Raw genomic sequence first — 15504 nt, 5'->3', positions numbered from 1 at the left:
ACCGGAAAAAGCGCAGTAAGAAGAAGCGCAAATGAGGCGCTTCAGTGTGAATGACCGATGTGAAGCTGAATGATTCGAGACAGTTGGTGAATTGCTTGGGTATGCCGCTCATCCAGTTCAAAAGAAGTATTCAGTCGCAGACAATGGTTAAACTGTGTGCCGGGTGAGAACATATCACCGGGGGCCAGCGTGATGTTTTCTGCCAGCGCCTGCGCGTAGATCGCCATGGCATCCGCATGCTGCGGCAGGATCAGCCAGACAAAATAACCACCTTCGGAGTGAATGATTTCAACGGAAGGGGGAAGTGTCCGGGAAAGTAACTGGCACATGGTTTTCTTTCTTTTGTCCAGTGTACGCCGGAGCTGTTTCAGATGGCGTTCATAATGACGGGTGTTCAGATAATCGACCAGCGCAAGCTGGATCGGTACGCTGGTCGTCAGGGTGCTCATTAACTGAAGCTTCTGGATGTCCATGGCCCGTTTGCCTGCAGCCACCCAGCCGATGCGGTATCCGGCAACCAATGATTTTGAAAACGAAGAACACAGCATGACATTGCCTGTGGTATCGAAGGCTTTTGCGGGCAAAGGTTGCTCTGTGCCAGCATAGAGTTCGCTGTACACATCATCTTCTATCAGTGCGACCTGATACTTCTTCAGTAGTGAAATCAGGCGGCGCTTTTTTCCTTCAGTCAGTGTGAAACCAAGCGGGTTCTGATGATTGGTCATCAGCCAACAGGCTTTGACCGGATGGGACTGGAATGCTCTTTCCAGAGAATCCAGATCGATACCCGTTTTCGGGTCTGTCCGGACAGACAGCGCTTTGAGGCCGAAACGTTCCAATGACTGGAGTGCACCGTAAAACGTTGGCGATTCAACCACCACCCAGTCCCCGGGTCGGGTCACGGCCTGAAGACTCAGGTTCAGGGCCTCGAGCGCACCGGCTGTAATTACGATTTCATCCGGGGAAATATTGACGCCCTTCGCAGCGTAGCGCTGGGCAATCATCGTCCGTAATGTGTCATTGCCTGGCGGCAGATTATCAAGCGCATTGGAAACCGGCAGGTTGCGGGCGGCATGCATCAGCGATTTATTGACCTGATGCCGGGGGTACAGACCGGGGTCCGGGTAAGCAAATCCAAAGTTCACCATGTAGGGTTTCCGGCTGGCCTGCAGGACATCAAAAATAAAGCTGTTGATATCGACAGATTCCGCGGTTTCAACGGCTGCTTTCTCTGGTTCGGTCACACTCTGGATGTTGTCGGCCACCGTATATCCGGAACGGGGATGGGCAATCAGCCATCCCTGGGATTCGAGCAACTGATAGGCATGCATCACGGTCATCAGGCTCATGCCTGAATGTTCCGTCTGTTTCCGCAGTGATGGCATGCGTTCCCCGGCGCGCCAGATGCCGGATTCAATCTGCTGGCGAATCTGTGCCGCCAGTTGTTCATATTTGGCCAACGTGTCGTCCGGTTGAAAAGAGTGATAAGGCGGAAATATAACAATTTTTTAATATAACTGTTATAGGTTTTGAGCGCTTTTCTGTATCTTTTTTTATTACAGGGTTCTTTCAATATAAGCGTACTTTATAACGACTCAATAGGAAGCTTATGTTTGGGCTTGATGCTTTCATGCTTGCGCGAATTCAGTTCGCTTTTACGGTTTCTTTTCACATCATTTTCCCAGCGATTACCATTGGATTGGCAACATATTTAGCTGTTCTGGAAGGGCTATGGCTGAAAACCCGCCAGGAAGACTACAAAACCCTGTATCACTTCTGGTCGAAAATCTTTGCGGTGAATTTTGGTATGGGGGTGGTGTCCGGGCTGGTGATGGCGTATCAGTTTGGTACCAATTGGAGTGGTTTTTCTGAGTTTGCCGGCAGTATCACCGGCCCGCTGCTGACTTATGAAGTTCTGACCGCTTTCTTTCTGGAGGCCGGTTTTCTGGGCGTGATGCTGTTTGGCTGGAAACGGGTTGGCGATCGCCTCCATTTCTTTGCCACCTGCATGGTTGCCCTGGGGACGCTTATCTCGACTTTCTGGATTCTGGCTTCAAACAGCTGGATGCATACGCCACAGGGTTATGAAATCGTGGCGGGTCAGGTTGTGCCGGTCGACTGGTTTGCTGTGATTTTTAATCCTTCATTTCCGTATCGTTTACTGCACATGACGGTTGCGGCATTTCTGAGTTCTGCATTGTTTGTCGGCGCTTCGGCGGCCTGGCATCTGCTGAGAGGCAATCAAAGCAGTGCCATTCGAAAGATGTTTTCCATGTCGATGTGGATGTTGTTGCTGGTCGCGCCCATTCAGGCCTATATCGGCGATTTGCACGGCTTGAATACCCTGAAATATCAACCGGCTAAAATCGCGGCAATTGAAGGGCACTGGGATAATTCCAGTGGCGAGCCAACACCGCTGATTCTGTTCGGCTTACCGAATATGGCGCAGGAGCGGACGGACTATGCAATTGAAATTCCAGCGCTGGCGAGCGTGATCCTGAAACACAGCCTGACAGAGCCGATCCCGGCACTGAAAGACTTTCCTGAAGAAGAGCGGCCTTTTGCGCCAGTGGTGTTCTGGTCGTTCCGAATCATGGTCGGACTCGGGCTGTTAATGCTGTTGCAAGGTGTGTTGGGCTTGTGGCTGCGGCAAAAGGGCAGGCTGTATCACCATGCATTCTTTCTGAAGTTTGCCTTATGGATGGGGCCGTCCGGTCTGATTGCCATTCTGGCTGGTTGGATCACGACAGAAGTCGGTCGTCAGCCCTGGGTGGTTCATGGTTTGCTGAAAACACAGTCTGCGGTGTCGGCCCACGGGGATCTCCATATGAGCATCAGCCTGCTCACTTTCTTTGTGGTTTACAGTTTTGTGTTTGGGGTTGGCTATTACTACATGGTGCATCAGATCAAGCTTGGACCTGACGGCGATCATGAGGCGGAAGAACATGATCTGCCAACGGTTTCAGGCCGAATTTAATCGGTTCCATTGTTTGAATGAGTCATTGAGAAAAAGGACGCTGTTATGGGTGTGGATTTGTCTGTTTTGTGGTTTGGCATCATTGTCTTCGCCACGCTGATGTACATCACGATGGATGGTTTTGATTTGGGGATTGGCATTCTGATGCCGATGGTGAAAGACAGTCAACAGAAAGACCTGATGGTGAATACGGTCGCCCCGGTGTGGGATGGCAATGAAACCTGGCTGGTGCTGGGGGGAGCCAGTCTGTTTGGCGCTTTTCCGCTGGCCTATGCCGTGATTATTGACGCACTGACCATTCCGCTGACGATCATGCTGATCGCGCTGATTTTCAGAGGCGTCGCCTTTGAATTCCGCTTTAAGGCATTGCCGTCTCATCTTGGCTTCTGGGATAAGGCATTTATGGTGGGTTCCATCGTTGCGACCTTTAGTCAGGGCGTGGTTGTGGGCGCAGTGATTGAGGGGTTTCCGGTGACAGCGCGGCATTTTGCCGGTGGCCCGTTTGACTGGCTGACACCTTTCGCACTGTTCTGTGGGCTGGGACTGGTCGTTGCTTATGCTTTACTGGGCAGCAGTTGGCTGATTATGAAGACAGAAGGTGCATTACAGGCATTGATGTATCGGGTGACGCCCAAAATTCTGTGGTTGTTGCTGGTCATCATTGCTGTTGTCAGTGTCTGGACGGCGCTGGCACAGGAAGCGATTTCTGCGCGTTGGTTCAGTTTGCCGAACCTGATTTATTTTGCGCCGGTGCCTTTGCTGACTGTATTTTTGGCAAAAGCTGTTCTGCTCTCGGTACAAAAGCAGAAAGAGCGACTGCCGTTTGTGATGTCTCTGGGGATTGTGTTTCTGGGGTTCAGCGGACTTGGGATTAGCCTGTGGCCCAATATTATTCCGCCGGATATTTCCATTTGGGAAGCCTCAGCACCACCTCAGAGTCAGGGATTTATGCTGGTGGGCGCACTCTTTATCATTCCGTTTATTCTTGGATACACCTTCTGGAGCTATTCGGTGTTCAGCGGCAAGGTGAGCGCGGAAGAAAGCTATCACTGAAAAGGTCTGATTGAAGAACGAGACAGGCAATTTATCTTAGAGAAGGAGAAACCGGTGTTGAGGAAGACATTTCGGCAATGGTTATGGCTGGCAGGCATTTGGGGGGCCAGTGTGGCGGTATTGGCCTGCATATCCTGGTTATTTCGTTTGCTGATGAGCAGCGCAGGCTTAACGGCTTAACGGCGAGTAAATCAAAAAACCAAAAATCCGATGGCTCGTAGCCATCGGATTGATTTCACTGAAAAATCAGGCTTTTTTCAGTTTTTTCTTCAGCTTTTTCAGCTTATCAGCGTGCTTCGCAACTTTCGCTTTACGCACTTTGATTTCTTTTTTCAGTTTTTTCGCTTTCTTGGTAACTTTTGCCATTTCTTTATCTCCTGTGGGTTCATTGAGAAAATGGCTGACAGGAAAGGAACTGCTTTTGCCTAACATATCAACCTGATCGTTAGCGGATATGCACGTCAGAGCCCGGTTATTCGGGTTGAGTATTCTCATTCACAAACTGACGGATAAAGCGGCGCACTTCACGTGCTGCGCTGGTATCCATCTCTTCACACAATGCAACAAAGGCATCCCGTTCCTCACCATTGATTCTGATGATGAGCTGACTGTCTTTCTTGCCTGATTTCGATTTTTTGCGACTGACCATTCCGGCTCACTCTGAATCGCGCATATACAATGTATATACATTCGCTATCGGTATGGCAAATTTGCAGGGTGGATTTTGCGAGCCTGAGCATGTTCGTCAGCGCATGCTAAATGTACAGTTTCAGGTTGTCGCCTAACGTTAGCAGGCATGGGAATAGCAAATTGCCTGAATGATCCGGTTGATTTGAGAAGTTTTTTTGAGGGTGGCGTGAATACATATTTTGTGATGAAGAAGGGGCTTCAGTACAGTGCACGGGAGAAGAACAGTCCTGAGGATCTTAAGGGACAGTATGAAGCCTGTCGTGAAGCCGGGATGTTTCTTGCAGCCGATTCTGTGTTGGCGATGTCGGAAGAGGAAGCGATTCAGCACGTGAAGTCGCTGACCAATCAAACGTTGATTGCTGCGTCTATCGGTTGTTTGAATGCATTTTCGATGCTGGTGGTGGATTCACCCTTAAATCTGGCAGTGATGCTGATCGTGTTTGGCTTTCTGTTTGTGGCTTCCAAAAAGACCAAAGCGTTCGAGAGTGAAGATTTGAAGGCGCTGCGTAAAATTGCACGTTGAGTGTTGAACGTGCTCAGGGATGATTCGGACAAGGCGCTTTCTCAGCGTATGGCCATTGAGGTTCACTATGGTGTTAGCTCTGACAGCAATGGGGCTCATTGCGTTTTATTTATATTTCAGTGAAGACGGCGTTATTTATGCCGATGCCATTCTTGCCGCTATCGTGACGATGATCTATGCGGGGGTTCATTATTACTTTGCCAGCGATGAGATTCAGGTTGTTGGCAAAGCCGGTTTTATCTTCACATTGATGCCATTGGCGTCTTTAGGGGTGATTTTATTTCCAAATCTGAATGACAAATATTCGGAGTCAACCAGTATCATTCTGGGATGGATAGGATTAATTGCATCATTTGTGATGTTGATATTATTGATACTGATGATTTGATTCGGATAGGAAATATGTTTTGTTCAGTATCAATGGCCGACGATTCTGAATGAAACATGGCACTGGTTTTATGTTTTGAAAATGCGTGTGAGGATATCCTCGTTTTGAAGCGTGGTCGTCTTATCGACCACATCATTCGCCAGTGCGCTATTTGTAAGCGTACGCTTCCGGGACCCTGTCATGTTCTGCGTCAGGTGCTTCTTATCACGTGCGGCAGAGTTCAATGACCCCAACATGGCTGGTGTGAGTCCCCATTTTTTTCTGTTATGTCAATCAACGTAAATTTTTTGTCAGCCTCGGATATATTGATCAAAAATTGTGTCTATAGCTTCGTCTGGCTATATATAGTGCAAGGGTCAACAGATCTGAAAATAAATAGCCTTATCAGCACTGGAAGCAAAAAAGGAACAATTTTATGTCGGTTTTTGATAATCATGAACGTTATGGCAACGTGAGTCGTTTTTTTCACTGGGGAATGACACTTTTGTTGTCTGTACAGTTTCTGACAGCCATCGCCAGATTTCTGTTTGAAGACTCCTGGCTCGATGAATTGATGTGGGGAATACACAAGCCTTTGGGATTTTTATTATTGCTGTTTGTTATTCTGCGTTTCGCTTGGGCGCTGATCAATCTGTCACGACGTCCGGCGTCTGTCAGCAAAGCCGCTCTGATCGGACACAAGGCGCTGTATGTATTGATGCTGGTGATTCCTGCCTTGGCGATGATGCGTCAGTATGGTTCAGGAAAAGCATTCTCTCCTTTGGGATTACCGTTGATGGATGGGTTTGACACTGGAAAAATTGACTGGATGGTCGGTCTGGGCAATCTCCTGCACGGTGAACTCGGCTGGTTGCTGTTTGCCTTTGTGATTGGGCATGTGGTGATGACGGTCTGGCATCGAATTCGTCAGAATCCTGTCGATGTCATGGCGCGTATGTGGCGTTAATTTCACCTCTGAATACGGTTTTTCTGCCGCCAGTAGGATTGCTGGCGGCGTTTTAGACTTAGTCTCACGTTTGGCGATATGTCGCTTCTTTGGTTCTCTCTCATTTTTATCTTTCATTCCTTATCTCTTGATTAAGATATTGCTTTAAAGTCGATATTCTCAGTCATCGCTGCCGGCTGACCTCGGCTCGTTTCATATACTTGTTTGATAAAAACAGCCCGCTCACGTCGTTGCACTTGTCAGACGCATTTTTCATTTCTTTTCTTTTCATGACGCTCGCAAAGACAGGAACCGGCTGTTTGGAATAACAAGATTTGATCGGTTGGTTGGAAGGAGTAAGACAATGAACAAATATCTGGCTGAATTTGTAGGTACGTTCTGGCTGGTACTTGGCGGCTGTGGCAGTGCTGTGCTGGCTGCTGCTTTTCCTGAAGTGGGCATTGGTTTTGCGGGCGTGGCATTGGCATTTGGTCTGACTGTACTGACGATGGCCTTTGCGATTGGACATATTTCTGGCTGCCATTTGAATCCGGCGGTGTCGGTTGGTTTATGGGCTGGCGGGCGATTTCCGGCCAATCAGCTTTTCCCTTATATCGCGGCTCAGGTTTTAGGGGGGATTGTCGCTGGCGGCGTCTTGTATGTGATTGCCTCCGGTCAGGCAGACTTTGATGTTTCCGCTGGTTTCGCAGCCAATGGTTATGGCGAGCATTCACCGGGGGGCTATGCTTTGATCTCCGCGCTGGTCTGCGAAGTGGTGATGACCATGATGTTTTTGATTGTCATCATGGGGGCGACGGATGCAAGAGCACCGGCCAGTTTTGCGCCGATTGCAATTGGTTTGTGTCTGACCTTGATTCACCTGATTTCGATTCCGGTGACAAATACCTCTGTGAATCCGGCCCGAAGCACCGGTGTGGCGATTTATGTCGGTGGCTGGGCTCTGGCACAGCTCTGGTTGTTCTGGGTCGCCCCGATTGTTGGTGCCGCAATTGGCGCGAACATTTATAAAGCCATTGCGAAGGAAGACGGTGAATCCTGATGCATTTCTCCGGTCAGTTCTCTGAATTCCGATTTCGTTCAGGGGACTGATGTCTGTGCTGATTTCCATGATTGCATCATGACTGCAAACTTTTCTGTGAAACGAAGTGCATTATTCGTAAGATGGAGGCCCTTTTTAATCCATTGCAGAGCGAAACATGTCAGACACTATTTTGGAAAATACCGAGCAACTGGGATCAATAAACCGAAAGGTGGTTGCTGAAGGTGAGAATCTGCCGGCGGTGAAACTGAAAGATGGCAGCACCGTACAGACTGGCACGGTGGCAACTATGCTCCATAACATTGAACTTTATAACGCGGGTCAACGCGGTGAGGTCGAACAAGAACTGGCATTGGCAATTCCGACACTGGTGAAAGTTGGATTATTTGATTTATTCGGGCCGGATGAATGGATGGCGGGAAATAATCCGGGGCGATGCTTTGTCGGTCAGCAAGCGAAGCAATATTTCATGAGTGAAGCGTTGAATGCGCATGTGTCAGAAGCATAGCGCTCAGCCGGAAAGACGGGAACCTTAAGCGCTGTTGTGCCGGGCTGAATGCTGAGATTCAGTCCGGACCTTGTTGGCCGGAATTTTCTGTTGCTAAACTTAATTCAGGCACCGGAATGACATGGCTGGCAAAGCGATGCATGAATACCTTCAGCTCGATACACACGATGATATTTATTTTCTCTCTGATCCCCATGGTCAGTTCGGGCTGATGCAGGATGTGCTGAATAAAGTCGGTTTCCGGTATCCAGAGAACGGTCATGTCAGAGACCGGTTGTTTATTCTGGGCGATTTGATTGACCGTGGGCCAGATTCCTTACGTCTCCTCCGGGAGGTCCAGCAAAACCCGGCGTTTTATGCGATTCAGGGCAACCATGAACAAATGGCCCTGCAAGCGATTCATGAGGGCTGCGATAAAGCACTGTGGCTCATGAATGGCGGCCGCTGGCATGAAGACTGTGATCAGGAAACGCTCACGGAGATGCTGGCGTTTGCTGCCTCGCTGCCCCTGTGTTACACCCTGCAAATTAATGGTCATCAGATAGGGTTAGTTCACGCCGGTGTCCCCGAACCTTATGACTGGCAGCACTTTACCCGCCAATGTGATGCAGAATGCCTGACGCAGGAAGACAAGACCTATGCGCTGTGGGACAGGAAAGCCTTCACCCATGATGCTCACACTAATATTGCCCATATTGATGCTGTCCTGATGGGGCATAACATCGTGACCGGGCTGAAACCCAAAGTGTGCGGGAACCGGGTATATATTGACGGTGCCATGTCGATGGGCGATCGGGGCATGTTGCTCAGATACCGGCGGGGCGGTGAAGTGCTGGAACTGTTTCAGGAATTTGCTTTCCTGCGGGAAAAAGCCACCGACTATCTGGTCTGGATTTGAGCACTGTCTCTGTGTTGCTCCATAGGCAGCCCGTATGCCAAACACAGGAAATTTCTCTAAATACCAATGACTTTCAGTCCATTACCCACCAAGCTCTGCCCGGTTTGCCAACGTCCTTTTACCTGGCGTAAAAAGTGGCGACACTGCTGGGATAGCGTTCAGTATTGTTCTGAGCGTTGCCGACGGAATAAATCAGGAAAACGTTAGAAAAGCTGTTGTGTTGCCGTCGAACCCGGGGAAATCTGGTGCAGTGCTTCAATACCGAAGGAATGTACCGCGCCTGGGGCGATCATGACCATTCGGCCCAGTCGCGGATTGATGAAGACTGAGCGGTGGGCTATAGCAATTCACAGAGCAGCGCGTGGTCTGTGATCACCTGTTGGCTGTAGTTCAGGCAATCCTTAATTAACATTTTGTCGCATTCAGGAAGTATCTGAACCATCAATTGCTCAAACCGTAAAGAGCGGCGGTCCCCCCGGGAATGGGCCAGTGCGAGCGCCCGACCGCAAGCTTTCGCATATTGACGGAATGCCTGACCGGGTTCGTGAGGGTGAAGGACTAAAGCTTCCGGTTTGACCGACAGACGGGCATGGTGGCGTGACCGAACCAGCCAGTGCTGATCATGCCAGAACACTTCATCCAGCAGTAAATCCGGACGACGCTGAAGCCGGCGCTGGCAATTTGCGGCCAGGTGAGCCGGGTTGAGCGTATTGGCCGGGCTGAGATGCGGAAAGGCAAGGATGGGAGCCGCCGGACTCTGCTGTTTGACTTCAACAATGTGGCAGCATGGCAAATCAGCATGGCCGGATAAACCAGCTGAACCAACCAGGAAGTAGTATCTGTCCGCATGGTTTGCGCCGACACCGGCACCCAGACGCTGAACGATATCCAGCACTGCATCATTCAGATAAGGACGAAAGGTCGTTTCTAGCTCGGCGTAGCGGGGTGGATCAAGGCGTTCAAACTTCTCTGGTCGGTTGGCAAACTGTAACTTGTTCGCTATCAATTTTGTTGATTTTGCCAGCTGGCTTTTGGTTTCAAAATCTTCTCCGCCGGCAGCCCGTCTGGCGGCTTTCTGACAATATTTTCTGAGAACATGGCCTTTCTTAAACTTTTTCAGCACCTGATACCGTTCATCTTCATTGTTGATGATGCGTCGTAAAGTCTTCCGGTAAGCAGATAGAAATGCCTCACAGGCGATGTTGATATCTTCCTGACTGACTGCCGTTAAATCGTCAGAAATCTTGACTTCGTCTATCCGGTATTGACCTGTCAGCAGCCCCTGACCATAATCCCCCGCCAGTGCCAGACTGGTCAGGAAGCGGGCCAGATCCCAGATGCCATAACCAACGCAGGCATCGTCAAAGTCATTGGGGGAAAAAATCACGTGATCCCCATGAGAGCCTTCTTCGGTCAGAAAGCCAAAGTTGGCCAGATGACAATCTCCCATCACGACCGTTTTACCCTGTCTGACCAGTAACTTGTCCGGTAAATTCAGCATGCCTTCGGCGAGGTCAGCGTAGAAAAGCTGTGCCGACCCCCGGTAAAACTGGTAGGGACTCAGGGTCATTTTCCTGTGCTTGCCGAGCGTATTGACCGGAGAAGGGGCAACACCGTCGATGAGTCGCAGTTGTTCACAAAGGAAGGATTGTCTGGGTGTCATACGGGTCGCCTGTCTTGGTTGCCATACTCATTCACAGTATTGGCAAAGCAGGGCCGGGACATTGACTCAGGAACAAGGATGTCGCACAAAAAAGCCGGGGCAGTTCCCCGGCTTGAATTGAATTACTCGGCAATTGCCTGTTGTTCCTGTGGTGCGGGCACTGCCGGTTTGGTCGGTGTACCGCGGCGGATCATCACCGCCATGGACAGCAGCACAGTGACTACGCCATAGCTGACTTCTTCCCAGGGAACGAAGTTGCCGGTGAAACGGTTGACCAGCAGCACCAGCACCGGGATCAGGTAGGTATAGGCAGAGACCTGCTCTGGCGCAAGTGCCACACTGCCTTGCTGGAACAGGAAGAAGCTGATGGCGGTGGCAAACACAGCCAGATATCCAATACCCAGCCAGACATCCCCCGGAATGTGTGTCCACTGCGTTTCAATCAGCTGTGGTGCGGTTGCGACCGTTAGTAGGCCAGTGGCGCAAATCAGGGTCCAGCAGGTCAGATGTACGAACGACTCGCCTTTGTAGCATTTCTTCACAATGATGGGGTTCAGCGCCATGCCCAGACAGCCCAGCAGATAAATCTTGTTAGATGGCGTCATGGCAATAGAACCGATAGCAGAAAGGTCGCCCCTGAAAATGATCAGGCCGGCCCCCAACATGCCGCCCAGCAGTGCCAGAGTGACGGCGAGTGAAGTCCGGCGTCGAAAGATCACCGCTGCCAGTGCAGCACTCATCAGCGGGACGGTGGTATACAGGGCGCTGGCATCTAACGGACTGGTGTCACGCAGCGCGATGAACATGGCAACAAAATAGCTGAGCGGTGGCAGGCTGATGAGCGTGTAGCGACCCAGATCTTTGGCTGAAGGCATACGGAACTGCCCTTTCATCACGAGCAGACCCACAAACAGCAGGCTGGCCAGCAGGTAGCGCATCCAAGTGACGACCAGCGGATCCATGGTGGCTGTAATATGGCTGCCGATCGGGAAAGACAGGCTGATCAGCACAGTGAAGAAAAATAACTTCAGGTGTGAAATTTGGTTCTGGGACAACATTCAGTTTCTCTATGACTAAGAATAACGCCAAACGGAGTGTATTTAACCAAAAGCTGACCTTTAAGACAAGAAAATTTGACTCGTAAGTTAAATTGAAACTGGCAAGATTTTCTGCCAGTTTGTGATTTGAATTTGCCAATTTGTAGTAAATTTACAACTAATTTGGATGGTTCGCTGATGTGTTGATGGGGCAGGGTTCTTGTCGAAAAAAGGGGTTCTTGTCGAGAATCTGAACGTCAACGGATGTCGCATCTGTGACATGCTTTCGTCACCTCGCTGTCACACATCTGTTTAAAAATTGTGTCTTTTGAATCAGTTAAGGAATGACGATGAAACGCAATGTACGATGGCTGGCACTGACGGTCTCGGCTGGCCTGTCTGCGATCTCTCCTCTGACGTATGCGGCTTCAGAAAAAACGGACATCCCGTGGGCCTTTCAGCGCATCAGCGCTTTTCCAACCTATCTGAACCTTCCGGCGACGCAATCAAAACAGAATGAAACTTCGGCAGAGATGATTTCAGCCACGGATGATCAGCGTTTCGTTCTGTATACAGATAGCCCTGCAAAAGGCATCGGGGTGGTGGATTTGAACGATCCACGGCAGCCGAAGCCAGCCGGTTTCTTTGCACTGGATGGTGAACCGACGTCGCTGGATGTGACCCGTGATTCAGCACTGATTGCCGTCAATACTTCAGAGAGCTACACACGCCCGGGCGGCTATCTCGCCCACTGGCGGATTTCAACGCGGCAGGAAGTGTCCCGTTGTGATTTAGGCGGGCAGCCGGACTCGGTCGCTATTTCTCCGGACAAGTCGTTGCTGGCGGTCGCGATTGAAAATGAGCGCGATGAAGATCTCAATGACGGGAAGCTGCCGCAATTACCTGCGGGCGGTCTGGTGGTGATTCCACTCCAATCCGGGGTTCCCCAGTGTGATGCAAAGCGCTGGGTCAATCTGACCGGGCTGGCGACAATCGCACCGTCTGATCCTGAGCCGGAATTTGTTGCGATCAATGCTCAAAATCAGATTGTCGTGACCTTACAGGAAAATAACCATCTGGTGATTGTCGATGGTCGCAGTGGCAATGTGATCAATCATTTCTCTGCCGGGGAAGTGAATCTGGATCATGTCGATATCAAAGAAGAAAAAGCTTTGCATTTTGAGGGGGCGTTGCGTCAGGTCCGTCGTGAACCGGATGCAGTGAAATGGCTGGATGATCACCGTTTCGTCACGGCCAATGAAGGCGATTATCAGGGCGGCTCCCGTGGGTTTACGATCTTCGATACAACGGGCAAAGTGCTTTACGAATCAGGGATGGATTTTGAACATCGTGCCGCGTTGGCCGGGCATTATCCGGAGAAACGCTCTGAAAATAAAGGCATTGAGCCGGAAGGGCTGGCGGTTGGCACCTTTGGTAGTCAGCAGTATATTTTTGTGTTGTCTGAGCGTGGTTCTGTTGTCGGGGTATACCGGGACACCGGCGCTGCGCCTGAGTTTGTTCAGTTATTGCCATCCGGAATGTCGCCGGAGTCAGCCATTGCACTGGCTGACAGAGCTTTGTTTGTTACAGCCAATGAGACGGATTTGGGGAAAGATGGCGGTGCACGTGCCCATGTCATGGTCTATGAATGGCGTCAGGGCGCAGCCGTCTATCCACAAATTCAGTCGGTGATGCGCAATGGTCAGCCGATTGGCTGGGGGGCATTGTCCGGACTGGTTGCCGATGAACAACATTCGGGACGTTTATATGCGGTGAATGATAGTTTCTATCAAAAACAGCCCGCGATTTTTCAGGTGGATGCCCGTCAGCAGCCGGCTCTGATTGAGCGCATGATTCCGGTGACCCGTGACGGGAAGGCCGCAAAGGGTTTGGATCTGGAAGGGATCACGCTCGACGGAAACGGTGGTTTCTGGCTTGCGTCTGAAGGCAACCGCAAGAAAGCAGTGCCGCATGCTTTGTATCATGTGAATGCTCAGGGTGAGATTCTGGCGCAGGTCGATTTCCCTGATCGACTGCTGGAACATGAAACCCGGTTCGGCGCTGAGGGGGTGACCAAAGTTGGTGATGTGCTGTGGGTTGCGATACAGCGTCCCTGGAAAGATGATCCGAAAAATACCACCAAGTTGCTGGCGTATCATCTGAAAGAGAAACGCTGGCAGGCAGTCCGATATCCGCTGGAAGCGGTTGATTTCGGCTGGGTTGGGCTGTCTGAAATCGCTGCATATGGCGATTCTCTGTATCTGATCGAACGGGATAACCAGATTGGAGCGCAGGCGGCAATCAAGCAGATCACGCGGGTCCGGCTGAAAGATCTCCATCCGGCAGATCTGGGGGCAGATTTGCCGCTGGTTCGCAAAGAAGTGGTCCGTGATCTCCTTCCTGAGCTGAAATCTACCGGTGGCTATGTGGTGGATAAAGTTGAAGGTTTAGCGATTGATCATCACGGTCAGGCTTTTATAGTCACTGACAACGATGGGGTCGATGACAGTTCCGGGGAAACCTTGTTTTTCTCACTGGGAGATCTCAGTGCCTTGTAATCAATCCGACTGTTGAAATATCTGCGGTCGACAGCTGGCTATGATTGCTGCCAGTTGTTGGCCCGGTCAATACAGCATAGCCTCATGGGGGCCCAAAGCAGGTATTTGTCAGAACCGAACATCACAACGGGTGATACTTGTTGAGTATGATTTATTCTCTCTGGCAAAGTGACCGCATTCACTCATTGATTATCAAAGTATGAGCATACTTGATGAAATTCTTTTTAAATGAGTTGTAATCAATGAATATTAAAAAAACAGCATTGTTATTCTGTGTCCAGTTGGCTGCGTTTCCTGCTTTTGCTCAGGATTCTGTGACGATTGATCTGAGCTTCCAGCCGAATCAAAAATTTACCGTAGAAGAAAGTTTCACGATAGCAATGGATATGGATTATCAGGGCCGAAAAACATCAGAACTTAGGGCTTTTCTCAACGCGATACCCGACGATATGAAGATGAGGTCGGAAAGGGTTGTGAAAGTTTCAACTGCTGACCTTGCAGCCGATGGTTCCGTGCCAATCGAACTGAATATTGAGAAATATCGTAATTTTTCTTCTGAAAATGGTTCTGGCAAGGAATTAACGCGTCAGGAACCGTCTAAATTCGAAGGCGTCAGCTTATTAGCGACGCGCTCTGCGAATGGCAAGGTTCACTATGAAAAAACACTCGGTGATTCCAAGATTCAATTTGATGATGGTGACGTGACTGATTTGCTGCCTCAGGCCGCGATGTACATGGATCTTGATCAAAAGACCTTTGAAATTGGCCAAACACTGCCTGTCAAAATGCCCATTGATGACTTGTCTGATCATCAACTGAGTGAGTCAGTGAATGTTCTGTTTACGCTGAAGAAAGTAGAAGATCAGAAAGCTTATTTCGATTTGAAGGTACAGCCTGAAACAAAACTGGATATTCTCAGTGGGACGAATGCTGAGTTATTGGGGGGTGGCACGATGATTTACGACATCAAACATCACTATATTCCAGAACATGACACGCGATATGTGCTAAATACGTCAACCCAAGTTGAAATTGGGCGTTTAGTGTTGAGTGCCTCGACGGACATCTCGACCAAAGTCACACTGAATTGATCCCACGCCTGACCTCAAGTGAAGCACAGGCAATGACACCTGTGCTTTCATCATCAGCATCCTCCGAATGTCAAAGCACCCTGAGCAAAAAACAGCAACAAAACAGCAATAGCTGCTATTGATAACAGGATAG

General features: G+C 49.9%; 16 protein-coding genes. 12 read left to right on the top strand and 4 right to left on the bottom strand.

Going from position 1 to position 15504, the window contains the following annotated elements:
• Window positions 1-41: 41 nt before the first annotated feature.
• Window positions 42-1460, bottom strand: a complete 1419-nt coding sequence (locus EA58_RS15860) for an aminotransferase-like domain-containing protein (protein WP_036754943.1) — start codon at window positions 1458-1460, stop codon at window positions 42-44.
• A 149-nt stretch (window positions 1461-1609) separates the two neighbouring features.
• Between EA58_RS15860 and EA58_RS15855 the strand changes: the two genes are divergently transcribed.
• From EA58_RS15855 to EA58_RS21420, 3 genes are read left to right on the top strand one after another with little or no spacing between them, the layout of a single operon-like run.
• Window positions 1610-2977, top strand: coding sequence for a cytochrome ubiquinol oxidase subunit I (locus EA58_RS15855; protein ID WP_036754940.1), 1368 nt, complete (start codon window positions 1610-1612; stop codon window positions 2975-2977).
• A gap of 45 nt (window positions 2978-3022) precedes the next feature.
• Window positions 3023-4030: a cytochrome d ubiquinol oxidase subunit II gene (gene cydB / locus EA58_RS15850; protein WP_036754937.1), complete on the top strand. Its 1008-nt coding sequence runs from the start codon at window positions 3023-3025 to the stop codon at window positions 4028-4030.
• 54 nt (window positions 4031-4084) lie between these two features.
• Entirely contained in the window at window positions 4085-4210 is a 126-nt protein-coding gene (locus tag EA58_RS21420; protein ID WP_152548078.1) for a DUF2474 family protein, read from the top strand.
• 292 nt (window positions 4211-4502) lie between these two features.
• Here the strand turns inward: EA58_RS21420 and EA58_RS21880 are convergent, their stop codons facing one another.
• Window positions 4503-4679, bottom strand: a complete 177-nt coding sequence (locus EA58_RS21880; RefSeq protein ID WP_200872191.1) for a hypothetical protein — start codon at window positions 4677-4679, stop codon at window positions 4503-4505.
• Between the two features lie 207 nt (window positions 4680-4886).
• On the opposite strand from EA58_RS21880, the gene EA58_RS15840 reads away from it, so the two are divergent.
• From EA58_RS15840 to EA58_RS21415, 7 genes are all read left to right on the top strand, one after another.
• Window positions 4887-5243, top strand: a complete 357-nt coding sequence (locus EA58_RS15840; protein WP_152548077.1) for a hypothetical protein — start codon at window positions 4887-4889, stop codon at window positions 5241-5243.
• Window positions 5244-5310: 67 nt separating this feature from the next.
• Window positions 5311-5631, top strand: a complete 321-nt coding sequence (locus EA58_RS15835; protein WP_036754928.1) for a hypothetical protein — start codon at window positions 5311-5313, stop codon at window positions 5629-5631.
• 415 nt (window positions 5632-6046) lie between these two features.
• A complete protein-coding gene (locus tag EA58_RS15830) occupies window positions 6047-6577 on the top strand; it encodes a cytochrome b (protein ID WP_036754925.1) in 531 nt (176 codons plus the stop codon).
• 343 nt (window positions 6578-6920) lie between these two features.
• Window positions 6921-7616 (top strand): aquaporin Z, encoded by a 696-nt coding sequence (gene aqpZ / locus EA58_RS15825; RefSeq protein ID WP_036754921.1) that lies wholly within the window; start codon window positions 6921-6923, stop codon window positions 7614-7616.
• 157 nt (window positions 7617-7773) lie between these two features.
• Complete coding sequence (locus EA58_RS15820) at window positions 7774-8124, top strand: DUF7709 family protein (RefSeq protein WP_036754918.1); 351 nt, start codon at window positions 7774-7776, stop codon at window positions 8122-8124.
• A gap of 121 nt (window positions 8125-8245) precedes the next feature.
• Window positions 8246-9022 (top strand): metallophosphoesterase, encoded by a 777-nt coding sequence (locus tag EA58_RS15815; RefSeq protein ID WP_051642150.1) that lies wholly within the window; start codon window positions 8246-8248, stop codon window positions 9020-9022.
• 66 nt (window positions 9023-9088) lie between these two features.
• The gene (locus tag EA58_RS21415; RefSeq protein WP_081819714.1) at window positions 9089-9229 is read left to right on the top strand and encodes a DUF2256 domain-containing protein; all 141 of its coding nucleotides are present in this window, start codon (window positions 9089-9091) and stop codon (window positions 9227-9229) included.
• A 130-nt stretch (window positions 9230-9359) separates the two neighbouring features.
• On the opposite strand, the gene EA58_RS15810 is transcribed toward EA58_RS21415, so the two are convergent.
• Together EA58_RS15810 and EA58_RS15805 are read right to left on the bottom strand one after the other, a co-directional pair.
• The gene (locus tag EA58_RS15810; protein ID WP_081819713.1) at window positions 9360-10685 is read right to left on the bottom strand and encodes a DUF2252 family protein; all 1326 of its coding nucleotides are present in this window, start codon (window positions 10683-10685) and stop codon (window positions 9360-9362) included.
• A gap of 122 nt (window positions 10686-10807) precedes the next feature.
• On the bottom strand, window positions 10808-11743 hold the full coding sequence (locus EA58_RS15805) for a DMT family transporter (RefSeq protein ID WP_051642148.1): 936 nt from the start codon (window positions 11741-11743) through the stop codon (window positions 10808-10810).
• 323 nt (window positions 11744-12066) lie between these two features.
• On the opposite strand from EA58_RS15805, the gene EA58_RS15800 reads away from it, so the two are divergent.
• The gene (locus EA58_RS15800) at window positions 12067-14280 is read left to right on the top strand and encodes an esterase-like activity of phytase family protein (protein ID WP_036754915.1); all 2214 of its coding nucleotides are present in this window, start codon (window positions 12067-12069) and stop codon (window positions 14278-14280) included.
• Between the two features lie 242 nt (window positions 14281-14522).
• Entirely contained in the window at window positions 14523-15371 is an 849-nt protein-coding gene (locus tag EA58_RS15795; protein WP_036754913.1) for a hypothetical protein, read from the top strand.
• Window positions 15372-15504: the final 133 nt, after the last annotated feature.

This window comes from Photobacterium galatheae (assembly GCF_000695255.1).
In the GTDB taxonomy this organism is placed as follows: Bacteria; Pseudomonadota; Gammaproteobacteria; order Enterobacterales; family Vibrionaceae; genus Photobacterium; species Photobacterium galatheae.
The sequence above is the reverse complement of the archived record's forward strand: the minus strand, read 5'-3'. Positions and strand labels throughout refer to the sequence as shown.

Coding starts and splice junctions, on each gene's coding strand:
- EA58_RS15805 (WP_051642148.1), bottom strand. CDS start 11,743: ATGTTGTCCCAGAACCAAATTTCACACCTGAAGTTATTTTTCTTCACT.
- EA58_RS15830 (WP_036754925.1), top strand. CDS start 6,047: ATGTCGGTTTTTGATAATCATGAACGTTATGGCAACGTGAGTCGTTTT.
- aqpZ (WP_036754921.1), top strand. CDS start 6,921: ATGAACAAATATCTGGCTGAATTTGTAGGTACGTTCTGGCTGGTACTT.
- EA58_RS15820 (WP_036754918.1), top strand. CDS start 7,774: ATGTCAGACACTATTTTGGAAAATACCGAGCAACTGGGATCAATAAAC.
- EA58_RS15810 (WP_081819713.1), bottom strand. CDS start 10,685: ATGACACCCAGACAATCCTTCCTTTGTGAACAACTGCGACTCATCGAC.
- EA58_RS15835 (WP_036754928.1), top strand. CDS start 5,311: ATGGTGTTAGCTCTGACAGCAATGGGGCTCATTGCGTTTTATTTATAT.
- EA58_RS15855 (WP_036754940.1), top strand. CDS start 1,610: ATGTTTGGGCTTGATGCTTTCATGCTTGCGCGAATTCAGTTCGCTTTT.
- EA58_RS15815 (WP_051642150.1), top strand. CDS start 8,246: ATGGCTGGCAAAGCGATGCATGAATACCTTCAGCTCGATACACACGAT.
- EA58_RS21415 (WP_081819714.1), top strand. CDS start 9,089: ATGACTTTCAGTCCATTACCCACCAAGCTCTGCCCGGTTTGCCAACGT.
- EA58_RS15795 (WP_036754913.1), top strand. CDS start 14,523: ATGAATATTAAAAAAACAGCATTGTTATTCTGTGTCCAGTTGGCTGCG.
- EA58_RS15800 (WP_036754915.1), top strand. CDS start 12,067: ATGACGATGAAACGCAATGTACGATGGCTGGCACTGACGGTCTCGGCT.
- EA58_RS21880 (WP_200872191.1), bottom strand. CDS start 4,679: ATGGTCAGTCGCAAAAAATCGAAATCAGGCAAGAAAGACAGTCAGCTC.
- cydB (WP_036754937.1), top strand. CDS start 3,023: ATGGGTGTGGATTTGTCTGTTTTGTGGTTTGGCATCATTGTCTTCGCC.